At 65.7% G+C, this 15353-nt stretch carries 19 protein-coding genes; 4 read left to right on the forward strand and 15 right to left on the reverse strand.

From position 1 onward, the window contains the following. The coding region (locus ACOERD_RS28065) for a DUF4351 domain-containing protein (RefSeq protein WP_419741206.1) at positions 1 to 205 on the forward strand (205 nt) is incomplete at its 5' end. An 80-nt stretch (positions 206 to 285) separates the two neighbouring features. On the opposite strand, the gene ACOERD_RS28070 is transcribed toward ACOERD_RS28065, so the two are convergent. Together ACOERD_RS28070 and ACOERD_RS28075 are read right to left on the reverse strand one after the other, a co-directional pair. After that, a complete protein-coding gene (locus ACOERD_RS28070) occupies positions 286 to 900 on the reverse strand; it encodes a thermonuclease family protein (protein WP_419741207.1) in 615 nt (204 codons plus the stop codon). A 136-nt stretch (positions 901 to 1036) separates the two neighbouring features. Further along, positions 1037 to 1252 carry a hypothetical protein gene (locus ACOERD_RS28075; protein WP_419738554.1) on the reverse strand — a complete coding sequence of 72 codons (216 nt, stop codon included), beginning with the start codon at positions 1250 to 1252 and terminating at the stop codon, positions 1037 to 1039. Positions 1253 to 1343: 91 nt separating this feature from the next. On the opposite strand from ACOERD_RS28075, the gene ACOERD_RS28080 reads away from it, so the two are divergent. Next, complete coding sequence (locus ACOERD_RS28080; protein ID WP_419741208.1) at positions 1344 to 1622, forward strand: hypothetical protein; 279 nt, start codon at positions 1344 to 1346, stop codon at positions 1620 to 1622. A 140-nt stretch (positions 1623 to 1762) separates the two neighbouring features. On the opposite strand, the gene ACOERD_RS28085 is transcribed toward ACOERD_RS28080, so the two are convergent. From ACOERD_RS28085 to ACOERD_RS28140, 12 genes are all read right to left on the reverse strand, one after another. Continuing rightward, entirely contained in the window at positions 1763 to 2320 is a 558-nt protein-coding gene (locus ACOERD_RS28085) for a DUF2726 domain-containing protein (RefSeq protein WP_419741209.1), read from the reverse strand. Then, positions 2317 to 2949 (reverse strand): prepilin peptidase, encoded by a 633-nt coding sequence (locus tag ACOERD_RS28090; RefSeq protein WP_419738557.1) that lies wholly within the window; start codon positions 2947 to 2949, stop codon positions 2317 to 2319. The genes ACOERD_RS28085 and ACOERD_RS28090 overlap by 4 nt, the downstream gene beginning before the upstream one ends. Then, the gene (locus tag ACOERD_RS28095; protein WP_419741210.1) at positions 2946 to 3404 is read right to left on the reverse strand and encodes a hypothetical protein; all 459 of its coding nucleotides are present in this window, start codon (positions 3402 to 3404) and stop codon (positions 2946 to 2948) included. The genes ACOERD_RS28090 and ACOERD_RS28095 overlap by 4 nt, the downstream gene beginning before the upstream one ends. Beyond that, a complete protein-coding gene (locus ACOERD_RS28100) occupies positions 3401 to 3808 on the reverse strand; it encodes a hypothetical protein (RefSeq protein ID WP_419738559.1) in 408 nt (135 codons plus the stop codon). The genes ACOERD_RS28095 and ACOERD_RS28100 overlap by 4 nt, the downstream gene beginning before the upstream one ends. A 142-nt stretch (positions 3809 to 3950) precedes the next feature. Next, the gene (locus ACOERD_RS28105; protein WP_419738560.1) at positions 3951 to 4196 is read right to left on the reverse strand and encodes a hypothetical protein; all 246 of its coding nucleotides are present in this window, start codon (positions 4194 to 4196) and stop codon (positions 3951 to 3953) included. Between the two features lie 186 nt (positions 4197 to 4382). Next, the gene (locus ACOERD_RS28110; RefSeq protein WP_419739490.1) at positions 4383 to 4859 is read right to left on the reverse strand and encodes a hypothetical protein; all 477 of its coding nucleotides are present in this window, start codon (positions 4857 to 4859) and stop codon (positions 4383 to 4385) included. Then, the gene (locus tag ACOERD_RS28115; RefSeq protein WP_419739491.1) at positions 4850 to 5938 is read right to left on the reverse strand and encodes a hypothetical protein; all 1089 of its coding nucleotides are present in this window, start codon (positions 5936 to 5938) and stop codon (positions 4850 to 4852) included. The genes ACOERD_RS28110 and ACOERD_RS28115 overlap by 10 nt, the downstream gene beginning before the upstream one ends. A 3-nt stretch (positions 5939 to 5941) precedes the next feature. Next, positions 5942 to 7252 (reverse strand): hypothetical protein, encoded by a 1311-nt coding sequence (locus ACOERD_RS28120; protein WP_419739492.1) that lies wholly within the window; start codon positions 7250 to 7252, stop codon positions 5942 to 5944. Continuing rightward, positions 7249 to 7770 (reverse strand): type 4 pilus major pilin, encoded by a 522-nt coding sequence (locus ACOERD_RS28125; protein WP_419739493.1) that lies wholly within the window; start codon positions 7768 to 7770, stop codon positions 7249 to 7251. The genes ACOERD_RS28120 and ACOERD_RS28125 overlap by 4 nt, the downstream gene beginning before the upstream one ends. A 259-nt stretch (positions 7771 to 8029) precedes the next feature. Further along, on the reverse strand, positions 8030 to 9130 hold the full coding sequence (locus ACOERD_RS28130; protein WP_419739494.1) for a hypothetical protein: 1101 nt from the start codon (positions 9128 to 9130) through the stop codon (positions 8030 to 8032). A gap of 160 nt (positions 9131 to 9290) precedes the next feature. After that, positions 9291 to 11120 (reverse strand): ATPase, T2SS/T4P/T4SS family, encoded by a 1830-nt coding sequence (locus ACOERD_RS28135; RefSeq protein ID WP_419741211.1) that lies wholly within the window; start codon positions 11118 to 11120, stop codon positions 9291 to 9293. After that, complete coding sequence (locus ACOERD_RS28140) at positions 11110 to 12036, reverse strand: hypothetical protein (RefSeq protein WP_419741212.1); 927 nt, start codon at positions 12034 to 12036, stop codon at positions 11110 to 11112. Before ACOERD_RS28140 ends, ACOERD_RS28135 begins: the two co-directional genes overlap by 11 nt. Before the next feature lie 309 nt (positions 12037 to 12345). On the opposite strand from ACOERD_RS28140, the gene ACOERD_RS28145 reads away from it, so the two are divergent. Then, a complete protein-coding gene (locus ACOERD_RS28145; RefSeq protein WP_419741213.1) occupies positions 12346 to 12819 on the forward strand; it encodes a hypothetical protein in 474 nt (157 codons plus the stop codon). 195 nt (positions 12820 to 13014) lie between these two features. On the opposite strand, the gene ACOERD_RS28150 is transcribed toward ACOERD_RS28145, so the two are convergent. Further along, a complete protein-coding gene (locus tag ACOERD_RS28150; RefSeq protein ID WP_419741214.1) occupies positions 13015 to 13329 on the reverse strand; it encodes a hypothetical protein in 315 nt (104 codons plus the stop codon). Here ACOERD_RS28150 and ACOERD_RS28155 point away from each other — a divergent pair. After that, positions 13322 to 15064 (forward strand): IS1634 family transposase, encoded by a 1743-nt coding sequence (locus ACOERD_RS28155; protein ID WP_419737624.1) that lies wholly within the window; start codon positions 13322 to 13324, stop codon positions 15062 to 15064. The genes ACOERD_RS28150 and ACOERD_RS28155 overlap by 8 nt on opposite strands. The last annotated feature ends 289 nt before the right edge of the window (positions 15065 to 15353 follow it).

Below are 15353 nucleotides of genomic sequence, written 5' to 3' on the forward strand. Positions count from 1 at the left end.
GCTGGCGGTTGGCAAGGCGGAGGGGCTGGCGGTTGGCAAGGCCGAAACCCTGCTGCGCCTGCTTGAGCGCCGGTTCGGCCATGTGCCCCAAGCAATGCGTGACCGGGTTGCTGCCGCTGATGTCGATCAGCTTGATACCTGGTTCGATGCGGCGATCGATGCGCCGTCCTTGTCGGCTGTGTTTGACCCGAACACCCCGCATTGAGGTGGGTCCCGCGCGCGAGATCAGGTCAGGCTTGCTGATACATTTGCCATAAACTTCATTATGCCGCTCAAGCGTGACCCTCATCGCTGCGCCCTCCTCTCACAGCCCTCGGGCGCGGGTGAGGGCTGCGGGGCAGCCTCCCTCTCCAGCCGTGCGCCCTTGCGCCAGTCCCAGGGCGCGACAAACCGCCCGGCCCAGATCCCGCGCTGCGCGGCCTGCGCGATCTCTTCGGCCTTGACGTAATCCGGACTGTACCGACGGTAAGCCAGCGCCTGGCCGGTCTCGACCAGCCAGCGGTTCAGGTCGACCCCGTTCTGAGAGCACACCGCCACGACCCGCGTGTAGCGATGGTCGATATCCGTTTGCTCGCAGCGCACCACCCCGTCTCCGATCCGGTCTGCCAGGGCCCGCGCCGCGCAGTGCCCGCAGCGATAGAGCGCACCCTTTGCATCCGCGCAGCTCTGCCCGCTCTCGGGCGCGTCGATGCCGTGCAGCCGGATCCGCTGGCCATGTATCTCCAGCGTGTCGCCATCTGTGACCGTGGCCACGCCCTGAAGACCTGTGCCCCGCAAACCTGTCCCCTGTGCCGGGGTCGGGGCAACAAGGGCCCGCATGATCTGATCGAGCCTCTCATGTGAGGCAAACAGACCCAGGGCCATCAGGATGGCCAGGGCCAGCACAAGCCAGTCCCTCACGGTGCGCCGCCCGGTCATCGGCGGCCCCCGGGCTCTGACAGGCGGGCGTGCAAAGCAAACGCCCCCTGCCGGGTCATTGGACTGTCTGCGCCCCTGCCCCTCATCCTGCCCCCGCCCCGGCGGCGGGGTCGGGTGGTCATGGCCCGTGCCTGTTTGCGGGGACCTCCGGGGTGTGCGTGGGTGTGCGTTGGCAGATGCTTCGGTCGGGAAAGATGAACGGATCGCCGCACTGGATGGTGTTGCGCGTGAACGTGAGCGCCAGCAGCAGGAGGGTGCCGATGATGACGCCCATCCCGAATCTGGAGATGAAAATCCACAACAGCTTCAGGAGCGGTGTTCCAACGGGTTGCATAAGGGTGCCCTTTTGTGTTTGGGGTGTGTGCCTGTTTTGCCCGCACTGGCCGGGCAGCCGGGGCACATGCACATGAATGCGGGAGGGGATTATGACGGATCGTCCAGCAATAGATACAGCAGATGCCATCCGCGCTTTGCGGGCACATGATCTTGATCCGGAGATCGCCGAAACGCTTGTTCGACTTGTGGATACAGCAGTCCGGACCTTTGCTGCCAGTCAGGCTGACCTGGCGGCAATCAGGCTTGAGATGGAGAAATCGGAAAAACGCGTGGTGAGTTATACGGCCGTTCTGTTCGGTCTCGTTGCCATACTCTGGAGCTTCGCTGCCAATCTGGAAAATATTGTGCATTATTTTTCCGGGATTTAGACCGCAGCCGCATCCTGCATGATCCGGACCCGCCGCCATCGGCTGCGCTGACAGCCCGTCGATCGGCTGCAACAGGCGGCGCTCCCTGCGGCAGAGGTCATATGCGCCTGTCACGCTGCGGGCGGTTTTGCGCGGGCGGCTCATGGGCGTGCCTCCCGTTTGGGCAGGATCAGGTCCATGGCGCGCTCGATCGTGCGTGTGTCATACTCTGCCGGGATCGCGATCAGCGTGAGGCCCGCCTCCTCCAGCGCCGCCTTCTTCCTGCGATCACCGAGGCCCGCGCGGAGGCCCGCGCGGCTGGAGCGGCTTTTTGTGGGCCCGTTATGGCCGCGCCCCTGGTATTCGATGACGGCCACCACGTTGAAGCCCGCATCCACAACCACAAGATCGGCGCGGCGCGCATTGATGGTCAAAAACCGGGACCGGTCGCGGCAGCAGAGCATTTCGTCGTAGCACACCTGCGCCATCAACCGCAGGCCCTTTGGAAGCCGTGCCTCGATGCGGCGATAAAGCTTCGCCTCCTGCCGGTTCAGGATCGCGCGGGCCACAAAGCCCGTGTGTGCGCGCGTCGCGGCCCGCGCGGCAACCCGGCGCCGGTGCGCGAGAGCGATCCAACCTGCGCCTGAGGCGAGCAAGGCCATAAATCCCGGCAGCAGACCGGCGGGCAGGCTGTCCAGCATGTCGACCAATCCCGTCATTGCCCCCCTCCGCGCGCGGATTTACCGCGCCGCTCAAATGCCAGGCCGACCAGGACGGTAGAGGCGAGTATCGTGACGGGGAGAGCCACATCCACAAGGGCGTCCAGCACCGGTGCAAAGAGCCGTATGTCCTGCTCTGCCGGAGCCGCAAGGCGCAGCCCCAGACCCAGCGCCGCCGCAGGCATTGCGGGCAGGGCGGCGGGAAACATCGAGCGAAACAGCCGCTTGCCGCGCGCGATGCTGTAGAGGGCGGCGGTGAGGGCAGAGAAGAGACAGAGCGCGGCAAGCACCGGGACGGCCCCCTCCCGTCCCGCCACAAAGCCCAGGAAAGCCATCAGGGCAATATCCCCCCGCCCGAGCCGGGCAGGGTGCAGCCGCCGGGCTATCCATGTGGCGCCCCCGAACAGACCGGCACCCAACAGCGCGTCGGGCACTGCGGAGCGCCCGCCCGCCACAAGAAGGACCGGCACAAGGGCCAGCGTGGCAAGGCCCAGCCCTTCGAAGTGGATCTCGAAGCGCCGGCAATCGTGCCAGGCGATGCAGGCCATGGCCAAAAGCGCCACGCCCGTGCAGCAGAGCGCCATCAGCAGAACCGGGCCTTCGGCGGTATCAAGGATCGGGAGCGTCATGTCATGGGGTCCCCTTGATTGTTGCGGCGGAGGGGTTTCGGGCCGGGTGTCACGTCGGGTGCCATGTCGGGTTTTGGGTCGGGTTTTGGGTCGGGTTTCGGGGCATCGCGCCGCGCGGCCTCAAAGCCCTGCACGCGCAGCGTGAGCGCGGTGCTGATCTGTGTGCTCTTGCAGCCCAGCCGGTCCGCGGCCACCTTGCGGCGCGCGCGCGGGGCCAGGCGCATGAGGTCGGAGAGCGCGCGATGGACCCGGGCCGGATCAAGCCCGGCCATCTGGCAGACCGTGCGGAAATCCCGCCCCGGCCAGGCCCCCACCCATCGCTCGGCCTCTTGCCGCGCGCGGGCGCGGGCGTCAGAGGCGCAAAGATCGCGCACCACCGCAAAGAGCACCGCCACCCACACCATCCGGCAGGAGGTCTCTTCGATATGGGGCAAGGATATGCGCGTGTGGATCATGGCGTCTCTCCCGGTCCATCCGGTGCGGTGTCTTCGGCGGCCCGCAACCGGTTTGCCAGTTCCGCCGACCATGCGGGCGGGCGGATCAGCTCGTCCAGCAGCAGGCCCAGAATCGATGCGGGTTTCTCTGCGCCGGTGCGCAGATCGAACGCGCGGCTCATCGAGCGGGCGAGGCTTGCTGCCGTCACGCCCTCATGCTGGAGCATGACCGACAGCGCGATACACAGATCCGAGACCAGCGCCTCCATATCCGAGCCCGAGCGGTAGCCGCTATCGTAGAAGATCTCGAGTGGCGTCATGTGATCGGCCCCATAACCGATGGTGACGAAAATCGTCTTTCCCGCCCATGTCAGCTTGCGGGTCTCGCCGGGGCGGCGGTCTGGCAGGGGAATGCGGTCCGTCATGGCTGCCTCCCGCGTCGAATTGTGGCGCGGCCAAACCACCGTCGTGGCCTGACCGCGCTGTCCTCCATACTGAAGTTTCCAACAAACAGGAGGAGGAAACTGCTATGGCGTGTGGTCCTGCGCGCCGCGCCGGGGGCGGTCTTCAGCGCCGCGCGAACCCGAGCACCAGCCTCTGGAAGTGGCGCGTGACATCGCGGCGGCTGGCCGTGGTGCGCAGGATGAACCCCTGCACCGGGTCCGTGTCGCGCCGCCAGGTGCAGAGCGCACGATCGCCATCCCGGCCGTCGCCGCCATCCCATGTGATCGAGACGTGCCAGACATGGCCGCCGATCTTGCGGGTCTGCCGCCATGTGGGTGCGTCGGGGGCGTGTTGTGCTGTCCGTGCCATCCTGTCCTGCGGCCCGTGCCGGGGAAATCTCTGCACTGCGACCATAGCACAGAACCGCCGCGCGCGGATCCACCGTCAGGCCGGGCTGTGCCCTGGTCTCCGCCCGTGTCTCTGCCATGCTCCTGCCCATCCTCTTCTGCCCGCGCCTGACGGGGCGTGCAAAGCGGGCCTGGTGCTGCACGGTGCTCATTCGATATCCTCCGGTTTGAACATCCCGCTCAGCGCGTCGCAGATCGATGCGAACAGGCTGGCGCGGCAGTCGGAGAGGGGCAGGCGCTGGCGCAGGGCTTCGGCAGGGTCGGTGCGGGCGATGCGTGCGAGATTGTCCTGCCAGCGCGCGAACCGCGCGATATCGGCGATGTCCTTTCGCATCTGCGCCATCTCTTCTGACAGCGCCGCGCGGACATCCCTTGCCGGGGGGTGCCGCGCAGGACCCGCGCCATTGCCACCAGAGGGGCCACCAGAGGCGCCACCAGAGGGGTCACGTTTGCCGCTGTCCTCTGCATAATCCAGGATCGGGAGCGGGGTTTGCGCCTCTGCGGTGAGCGGTATCTGCGCAAGGACCGGAGCTGCGACCAGACCCGCAAGCGCGTAGAGGACGCAGAGGGCGCGGGCCGTGGCGATGAACAGAAGGGGTTTGCGCCTGCCTGCCATCAGTTGCACCCCGTGCAATTCGTGACCGTCGCCTGCTCGGTGAAGAGCTCCCGGAAGGTCCCGGTTCCCAGATCGATGCGGTCCGCCCTGAGCTCTTGCGTCCTCATGTTGGTGATCCGGAGGGTGCCGATCCGGGCGGTTCCCGCGACTGTTGCCTCCCCATCGAATGTGAGCGCCCCGCCCGTGAGCGGGCCGTTCACGCTCAACGCCTTCTTGACCGTCAGGCTCTCGCCTATGGTGATATTGGGCGCGGTGAGCGTGCCGGTGAGTGCGAGGTCACCGGCGATCGTCGTGTTGCCTTCGACGTCGAGCGTCTCGCTGACCGTGAGCGGGCCGGTGATCTGCGTTTGCCCGACCAGCTGGCGGATCTGCGCGCTGCGCGCGCCAATGGAACCCGCGCCGGTCAGATCGTTGCCGCCCATATCCAGATCGACGGACATGGTGTTGACCTCGGCATCGTTGCTGCCATCCCCGTCACAATCGACCGCCACCCGGTAGAGATAGGGCGGGCAGTTCCTGTCGAGCGCAACATAGTCCAGCGCGAAGATGTCGTTTGCCGTTGCAAAGCCGGGCATGCGCCTGTTGATGGGGGCCATGTCGTAGCTCACGCCCGGCCCGCGCAACCCGGTCTCTCCGGACAGAAGCACCCCCACCCCGCTGACACCATCTTCTGCGCCGGGGATGCGGGTGAGTTTGGTCTCCCCGCGCGCACGGGCGATGATGAGCAAGGCGCCCTCCGAGGGGCGATAGAGATACAGCGACAATGTCCGGCGCCCCGGTGTCCGCTCCCCAAGCGCGGGGGCGCGCAGGCCTGCCCCTTCGAGCTCGGCCAGATCAACGGGGTGCGGGGCGGCGCGGGGCGCGTGACGGCGCCCGGCATGGGCCGGATCGCCTTCCACCAGCAGGCGGCCTGCGCGCGCGAGCTCGGCCACGGAGCGGGCCTCATTGGCCATGGCCCGCGCCGTGATCCAGTTGCCGGTGATCTGGCTTGCCCAGAGCAGGGCGAAGGAGAAGACGGCAAAGGCCAGGATGCTGTCGAAGAGGCCAAGCCCGCGCCGGGTGCGGGAGGGGAATATATGCGCATTCATGGGTCAGCACCTCGATCCATAAACAAAGGGGGTGACGGAGCGGTAACAGCCGGTGACCCGCAGCCGGGGCCGGGTGATCTCATCAAACACGCCGGTTCCGGCCCGCGTTTCCCGGACGGTGGATGTCTCCGCCCCGCCGGTTGTGGTGACGGCCCGGGTGTCGGCCCGGGTGACGGTTGTGGTCCCGAAGACCACCACATCTGCCAGGGTCTGGTCGGGCTTTAGTCTGCGTATCTCCAGATCGCCGCCGCCGCAAAGCTCTGCGTCCGGATCCGCACAGGCAATCAGGGTGCGGGCGGTTGTCCGTCCGGTGATGGTTGCCGCGCCGGACTGCGTGGCAAGCCCGGTGATGAGATTGGTCCCGACGCGCAGGGTTTCGGTCACGGTTGCGTCTGCGTCGATTTGCGCTGTTCCGGTTCCCGACAGGGTGACGATTCGGGGCGCGAACACCCCGTTCAGCGTCATCCCGGCCTGTGGTGCAAGCCTGTCGGCGCGCAGGGGATTATCGCCCTGTCCGCGCAGTGTCGGAACTGTGGCACTGAGTGCACCCAGGCGCCCGGTCCCCAGGATGGTCCTGCCGCCCATGTTGATGCCTGTTGTCATGGGCAAGGGGGGATGTCCGGCAACCCGTTCGCGAAAGAGCGCCTGTGTATCGAGCCGTGCGAAGCGGGAGGCGAGGATGGCGCGGTCATGTTTGGGATCAAAACCGCGTCCCAGCGCGTCCCGCGCGATCAGGGCGGCGGCGCGCTGCGTCTCTTCATCCCCGGCCCCGTCAAGGCCAAAGGCATTATCGAGCGCCTGCCGGGCGGCGCGCCATGTCGGATGCGTAACCACGTGCATTCCTGGGTGCAGGACGATCACGCCATCTGCTGGCCCGTTGCCGGTGTCGCCGATCAGATGTGTGAGGGTCCATCCGCGCGCAAGCAGCACCCGGGTTGGGTCATTGGCTGTATCAGTGGCATCCCTGCGCCAGGGCGCGATGGTCGCGGCGCGCGCGAGGCGGGCCTGCTCCTCTGATGTGAGCGCCCGCCCGCAGGGTGCAGCGCCGGTGGCCTGACACGGATCGGTTCCGGGTGCGGTTATGGGCGGGTTTGCGTGCAGCCAGTGATGCAGCCCGTAGCCTTCGGCGGCCACCACCTCCGCCAGGTGCCGGGCCTCTCCCTCGATGCGCGCGCGGGCGATGTCGATCTGCCAGCTTGCGGCGATGCCGGCCATGACGCTTGCCAGCAGCATCACGCCGGTCAGCGCCGAAAGGCCGCGCCGGGGGCGGCGGGGAAAGGCTTTGGCGCCGGGATATGCGATACCCCGGATCATCCCCGGAACTGGATTTTCAGGTCGGTCAGGTCATCGTCGCTGTCGACGTTGGCGCAATTGGCGGCGAGATCCACGCCCGTGTCAGCCACCTCCCCGGCCCCGCCGATTGCCGCCGCTTTATCGGCAGCGATCTGCTCGACCGAACTGTTGCCGATGAAGGCGGCCCCGACAGCCTCGCATACGGCCGGCGGCACATTCTCGAGATGCAGCGTGAATAGATCCGCGCTGTGTTCTGCAGCAGTGGCGCTGGCGATCAGTTTTGAGGAGCCTTCCCACCAGGGGAATGTGATGCCGGCATCCCGGGCGCTTCCGTTCGTGTTCCGGAAATTGTCGGGGGCGCTGGAATAGATGATGGCGTTCATCGAGGCTCTGCCACCTGCGAAGGTTGTTGCGCTGGCAAAGGCCCGCCTGACATTTGCAACCGCGCCAATGAAGGTGGTTTGAACGCTTCCGGCGCGGACATTCAGAACCACGCCCTGGTATGCGCTGACCAGCCCGGCCGTGACCAATGCGGCCACCGCCACCCCCAGGATCACCCCGAACAGCGAGATACCCCGGCGCGCCCGGCGCGGGACGCGCCGTCTGCCCTTTGCTCCTGGGACCGTGTCGTGACATTCCGATACGGCCCCGCTGCCGGTCCCGGGGGCCGCTGTTTCAAGTCGGGTTTTCATATGTGTTTCTCCCATTCAGCTGTTGGTTTCTCTTGCCAGGTCGGGACATGACCGGACATGACCGGGCATGACAGGTGCTGGCGTGGTCTCACTGTCCAGGTCATCGTCACAGCCCTGCCCCCCGGTTGATCTGGTCGAAGACCGGCAGCATGATGGACATCAACAGGACCAGCACGGTGGTCACGAGGACCAGAAGCACCATGTTCAGCGCCGCCATGCGCGCCTTGACGGTGCTTTCGATCTGCTCCAGCCGCCGGTCCAGAAACCGGCCTGCCTTGTGGATGCCATCGGGGCGGTTCCAAAGCTGGCTCAGAACGCCGGCAAGCCTGTCGTCAGGAAAGCCCTGCCCCGCCTCCAGGGCGGCCTCGCCCAGATTTGCGTTCTGGCCGAGTTTTGCGCTCACCGCACGGATGCGCGAGGCCTCATAGCGCCCGGTGCTCTGCGCCATCTCCTCAAGCAATCCGCCATTGATCACCGTTCCGCCCCGGCCATGCTCGATCACCGCAAACAAAAACCCGATGCCCGCTTGCAGGCGCATGATCGAAAACGGTGGGAAGCGGTCGCCAAAGGCGCGGCCCGCCCCGGTCCAGAGGCGCATCAGCGCGATGAGCGCCACACTTGCCACCGCGACCCACAAAACCAGGCGGGCGGGGTTGCCCGAGAGGGCAAGAGTGACCCGCACCGTCGCGCCCTGCACCGCACCCAGGGTCGAGAAATCGACGATCTCCGACAGGGCGGGCAGCAGTTCCAGCCCAAAGAACAGGACCAGTGCAAAGAGGCTCAGGGCCAGCAGGACCGGCAGGGCAATCGCTTCGTTCACGGCCTTGCGCAGGGCCAGCCGGGTGCGCAGCAGCCGCGCTGCCGATGCAAGGACCGCATGTGCGGGCTGGCGCCCCAGCCCCGCCAGGATCAGGCGTTCCGGCGGCCATGTGTAGGGCGCAAGCCGCTGCGCCAGCCTGCCGTCGAGACTGGCCGACACCATTTCTGCCAGCACCCGGGCGCGGGTCCGGTTCCCGGTTCTCAGACTGCTGCGGATCTCGCCCTTGAGGGCCTCCTCCAGCTCGACACCGGATGCCACCACATCCCCCAGCAATTGCCAGACATCCGCCCGGGTGGCGGCCCTGAAGTTCAGCCTGCGCCACAGGAGCGCCACGCCCCTGACCGGCGCGCCGCTGAGCTGAATATTGATTGCCCGGGTGCGGCTCATTGCAGCCCCTCCCCATCGCAGGGCCGGCCCTGTTGAACGGGGCCGTGCGCAGTTGCGTCATCGGCCCGCGTTGCGCAGAGATGACAGTCCGGGCCCCTCACGGCAGGCACGCGGTCATTCCGACACCCGAAGCATATCCAGCACTGCGTGAGGCGTCCCGTCATGATCCGTCCCCTGTCTGGCGTGCGGCCCGTTTCGGTCCGGTGATGGCGGGCAGAGGGTCGGGAAGGGCTTCATTGGTGACATGTTCGAAATCCGTCACGCCGGACGCCACGAGACGGCGCAGCCGCGTGGCCAGCGACAGCCCGCCCATGCCGCCCTCTGCGACCGGCATCTGCCAGTATTCCAGCGCGCCAATCTGGTCCTGCGCGTTCACGAGTTTGCGATAGTCATTGTCCAGCCGGATCAGCTCTGCGGTGGCGCGGCGGCCGCAATATCCCGCCCAGGCCGCTTTTGCGGTTTGCGCAATCGCGCCGGACAGGTTGGCATAAGGGGCCAGGCAATGCGCACAGCCCTTGTGGTTGCGGCGCAACAGGGTGAGGGGTCCGGGCCTTTTTTGTGCGACAAAGAGCGCCTCCTCGCCCAGCCAGTCCTCGACCCGGGCCCGCGCCGGGCCGCTCAGCACGTCCGCGCAATGCGGGCAAAGCTCGGGCACAAGTTTCTGGCGCATCACCATGTTCACCACATCCGGCCCGGCAAGCTCCGAAGGGCGCACCCCGAGCGCGATCAGGCGGAACAGCACGCCAATCGCCGAATTGGCATGGACCGTGGTGTAGATTTTATGTCCCGAGGTCACGAAATGCAGCACCTCGTTGACATCCGCCGCCGAGCGGATTTCGCTGACCATGCCCACATCGGGGTTGGTGCGCACGAAGGTCATCAGCATCCTGGAGAAATTCGCCATGCGCTCCTGGGGCGTTTTGCCCGGCACCACGGGGAACTGGATGACACCGTCCCCCAGGGCGGGGTATTCGACCGGGTCCTCGATCGTGTAGAGCGAGATCCTGCCATCGCGTTCGGCATAAAGCCGTTCGAGATGACGGACCAGGGTGGTGGATTTGCCGTCCCCGGTCGAGCCGCCGAGGATCACCAGCCCGCTTTCCGAGCGGCGTTCTGCCGCCAGCGCCTCCAGGATATCCGCCTCCAGTCCGAGCCCTGCGAGATTGCCGAACTGTGCCGCGTCCGCCTTTGGCAGCAGCCGCAGGTTCAGGAAATGCCGGTTGTCTCCGTGCCAGGCCAGTTGGCCCCGAAGGGCGGCAATGCCCTTTGGCATCCCGGTGAATTCCCCGGACTGGCCCAGCGAGAAACTGTCCGGGACACCCAGAAGCTTTGTCGGTGTCCCGCCGCCGCCGTCCCGGTTGCCATGGGCCCAGTCGATGGCCGCCACGACATCCTCAAGCGGCCATTCCGAGCCATGGGTGAATTCCCCCGACCCCACCTTGATCCGCAACAGGCCATGGGTCTTGCGTTCGATCAGCTTGATGTCCGACGCCCCCAGCGCGGCCGCCTCCTGCAGCGCGCGCTTCAGCCTGAGCTGCCCGCCCCCGGGGGTATGCCTGACCAGCGCCTTCGTCTCATCGCCATAAAACGCGCTGATCTGTGCCGCCGTGACCGCGCGGCGGTCTCTCTCATCCGGAAGGTCATAGCGCGCCCGCAACGCGACCAGTTCCGCTGCCACCTCGCCGGTGTTCCAGGCGCGCACCAGGCAGACCGTGCCATCTTCGAGAAGGGCGCAGGCTTTGCGAAACGGCTCCGAGCCGATGTCAAAGGCCCCGCCCTTGCTCAAGGGGGGTGTCGGGCGCTGGCCCGTGAGACCGGACAGCCCCGCCCGCTCAAGAGCCGCATCCATCTGCGGGCGCAGCGTCCCCAACCATGCCCCCAACCATCCCCCGATCCATGCCCCGAGCCGTCCGGGGCGCGGCCTGCGCGGGCGGTCAGCTGTGCCAGCGTGGAGTGTGCCGGCGCGGGGTTTGCCCGGATCATCCAGCATCCCGGCCCTCCCCCTCGATCCTGATCACCTTCCAGTCCAGCGTGCCCGGCGCGGTGTCCTCCCCGGAGGCGAAAGGCAGAAGCGCGTCTTTGCTCCCCGATCTGGTCCCGGCTGCAGCGGGCGCGCGCAGGCGCACACCGTCCCTGGTCACGGCCTGCAGGATGGACCCGTCGGGCAAGGTCTCGCCCACGCGGCGCGTAACGGGGGGTTCTGTGACGGTCTGCCAGCGGAGGGTGGGCGGGTCTTCCGGGGTGGCTCCCGGAACAGGGATCGCGACCTCGCGCGCGCCGCGCAGCCGGACGCTCCAGGGTCCATCGCCCCTGCGCACGGCATGGACCACCTGCCATTCTATCGGGCGCGCGTCTGCAAGAGCGTGCCCGGATGCCGCGACACGCGCGAGCCCGTTGGATCGTTCCGGCTGGTCGGTTGAGGTCGCCTCAGGGTCGTCTGGCCGATCCGCCAGCTCTTGCGCGATCGCGTCTGCCAACGTGTTCGGCCGGGCTGTGGCCGCCGCGCTGCCCTGGATGTGCGGCGACACGTGCGGCAGGTCTTGTGGCGCGGGCCCTGATGCGTCGCCTGTGGCCTCTTCTGCCGCGCGGGCCGCGACGAGCGCATCCTGGGCCGTGGCAAGTTCGAGGCGCAGCTGGTGCAGCGCGTCCTCCGGCGCGCCCCCCTCCGGTGCCGCTTCCAGCCGGGCGATCCGCGCGGTCAAGGCGTTCACCTTCACCGTCAGATCCCGAATGACGGGAGACGTCGGGGCTGTTGCAGGGGCGCGGGGCGCGACAGGCGGTGATGTCCGGGAGCCCTGAAGGCGTCCCAGGGCCGCGTCCTGCAGGGCGCGGGTGCGCAGGAAACCGGCGATGGCCTCGGCGCGTTCGGTGCACAGCGCCAGCACTTCCGCTTCCACCGCCGCCATTTGCAGGGGCTGTTCTTCCAGCCAGGCCTGCCGCAGAAGATCATCCGGACAATCGCCGAGATCAAAACCGGAGCTCCGGGCGGGGGCGGTGACGGGGGTAAGGGTAGGTGTGGTGACAGGCGCGAGGGCAGGCACCGCGCCTGGCCCGGCCTCCGCGTCCGCTGTTTGAGCCGGGGCGGGGGACGCGAGAGCGGCGGCGATCAGGAGGGTGGCCGCCCGACATGCTGCAAGCTTTGACTGGAAAACCCCGTGCAAAGCGCTTATGACACATGTCAGACGCGTTTTGTGACAAAACTTGTGGAGCCGATCATGTCTGTTGCCTTCGATACCCTCAAAGCGGCGCAACGCCTCAGCGCCGCCGGATTTTCCGAAGACCAGGCCGCAACCCTTGCCGCAACCTTCGCCGAGGGCATAACCGAAAATCTTGCGACCAAGGATGATATCGCGCTGTTGCAGAAGGATATCCAAAGGGTTGATGCAAAGATCGACGCCTCGGTGGCCGCGCTGCAAAAGGACAGCAAGGCGCTGGATGCAAAAATCGATGCCTCGGTTGCTGCGCTCAACACTAAGATCGACGCTTCGGTGGCTGCGCTGCAAAAGGACAACAAGGCGCTGGATGCAAAGATCGACGCGTCCTTTGCTACGCTGGATGTAAAGATCGACGCATCGATTGAAGCGCTGCGCAAGGAGATGATCGTTCAGAACAAGGACATGAAGATCCTTCTTGGCAGCATCATGGTGGGTGGGATCGTGGTCATGACCCTGCTCGACAGGCTTCTCTGACCGGTTGTCCGCTTCAACACGCTGACAAAAGAGACCAGCGCCACTGACGCGGGTCGCCGACGCAGCGCCGACCGACTGTACCGGTCCGGGTTTGTGATATGCCCCCTGCCCGTTCATTTGGCCGGCTCGGTGGGATCGAGGGTGATCAGATCGGGGCGCAACACCCGCCGCCCGGGATCCTGTTCCAGCAGCTTGTCATAGGTCACGGCGGTCTGGTTCTTGTTGATGCCGACGCCGAGCTCTTCCGCGCTCGGAAACTCCGGGCAGAGCGTCCAGACCGCCGCGGGCAGCCGCTCCTGCAGATGACCGACATCCCATGTGTGCCAGCCCGGTTGGCGATGACGGAAAAACACGATCTGGCCGGTCCTGACTTCCGACCTTTTTGTTGATCTGACTGGGTTTTTGGTTTGTTTTCAGGTGTGGTTGCTCAGAGGCGCGTTGTAGTGCCCCATTATTATAAAAAGTATTGACATGGGCCTTCAGATGGCTAACCTCTTCGCCCATGTTCATCCGCACCAAACATGACGCAAAGCTCAACCGCACACGGATCCAGATCGTTGAATCCGTCCGCACCGGCTCCAAGGTACGCCAGAAGATCCTGCGCCATGTGGGTGTGGCCCATAACGACAGCGAGATTGAGGATATCAAGCGTCTGGCGGGCCGCTTGATGGAGCAATTACGCATTGATCGCTCGCCGCAAATGGAACTGTTCACGCCCACGGAATATGCCGATCTGCAGGCGCTGGTGCGCCGCGCTCCGCGGCCGGACAAGCTTGGCGTTGATCTTGCCGAGTGCCGTGAGGAGGCGCGGGTCTCTCTGGGTCTGCGGGATGTCATGGGGACGATGTATGACCAACTGGGTTGGGGGGCCCTTCTGGGGGCGGCGCGTAAAAGTGCCAATCGCATTGTGAAAGAGCTGGTTATGGCGCGGATCGCACAGCCCGAGAGCAAGCGCGCGACCGTGGAGGCGTTGGAGAACCAGGCAGGCATCACGCTCAATCTGGACGTGGTCTATCGGAGCATGGATTACATCAATACGCCGGTGATAGACGGGATTTGCAAAACCTCTCACGCGGCGGCAGAGAAGTTGCTGGGCGGGCCAGTGACCGTGCTGTTCTACGATTGCACGACCCTGGCCTTTGACACCGAGCGCGAGGACCCGGCCGAGGATGCGGACGGGGTCGAGCAGGATCATCTTCTGGCCAAGGGCTTCAGCAAGGATGGCAAGCATCACCGCGCTCAGGTCATGCTGGCGCTGATCGTCACCTCCGATGGGCTGCCTGTGGGCTATGAACTCTTCCCGGGAAACACCTGGGAAGGTCATACGCTGGAAGCTGCGCTGAAGGCGTTGGAGGGACGCTTCGACGTGGCCAGGGTCACGTTCGTGGCCGATGCCGCCATGCTCAGCAAGGACAACCAGCAGATGTTGCAGAACAAGGGTCTGCCCTACATCCTCGGCTATCGCATGAAGTCCGCCCCGGCCGCCGTGAAGGCGAACATTTTGAGCCCGGAGGGACGCCAGCCTTGGGCTGGACACGGTTCTGAAGAGGCAACCGAGAAGGGCTGGTACAAGGTGATCGACCAGGAGGGAGCGCGGGTCATTGTGACCTGGTCACCCACCCGGGCACGCAATGATGCCCACAAGCGCGACAAGGCAATCGAAAAGCTGCACAAGAAGCTCAAGCGCTCTCGCAAACCCGGCAGCTTCAGCAGCCGGGGATATGGCCGCTTCCTGGCCTTCCCCGACAGCGGGGACGTCACGCTGGATGATGCAAAGATCAAGGCAGCGGCACAATGGGACGGGCTGCATGCCATTGTTGTTCATGGTGCGGACGAACTGGAGGCACAGGACGTCATTGCCCGCTATCACCAGTTGTGGGAGATCGAAGCCTGCTTCCGCACCAACAAGCACGATCTGAAAATCCGGCCCATCTATCACTGGTCGCCGCGTCGGGTCCGGGCCCATATCGCCATCTGCTACATGGCCTTCTGCTGCCTGCAGCACCTGCGCAAGCATCTGGACCTGCTCGGACACCCGATGAGCCCGGCTCGTATCCGCAACGAGTTGAACGCATTGCAGCTCTCGATCCTGCGCCACAAAGGCACCCCTGACCGCTACGGCATGCCAAGCCATGCCACGGTCGATGCCAGACGCATCCTCACCTGCGTCGGCCTGACCTGGAACGAAGCCCCTTTCAAGATACCCCCCGGGCGCACCCGAAAAACTGGCCAGACCAAAGCCTGAGCTCCCTCAACACTCCGAAACAATCGCTGGCGAAAAAAGTCCGTGTAGTGCCTTTTGGCAACCAAGGCATAATAATATCAATGACTTATACGAAAAAATGTCGGAAGTCAGGAAAGAGACCAGCGCCACTGACGCGGGTCGCCGACGCAGCGCCGACCGACTGTACCGGTCCGGGTTTGTGATATGCCCCCTGCCCGTTCATTTGGCCGGCTCGGTGGGATCGAGGGTGATCAGATCGGGGCGCAACACCCGCCGCCCGGGATCCTGTTCCAGCAGCTTGTCATAGGTC

Source organism: Ruegeria sp. (assembly GCF_965199275.1).
In the GTDB taxonomy this organism is placed as follows: Bacteria; Pseudomonadota; Alphaproteobacteria; order Rhodobacterales; family Rhodobacteraceae; genus Ruegeria.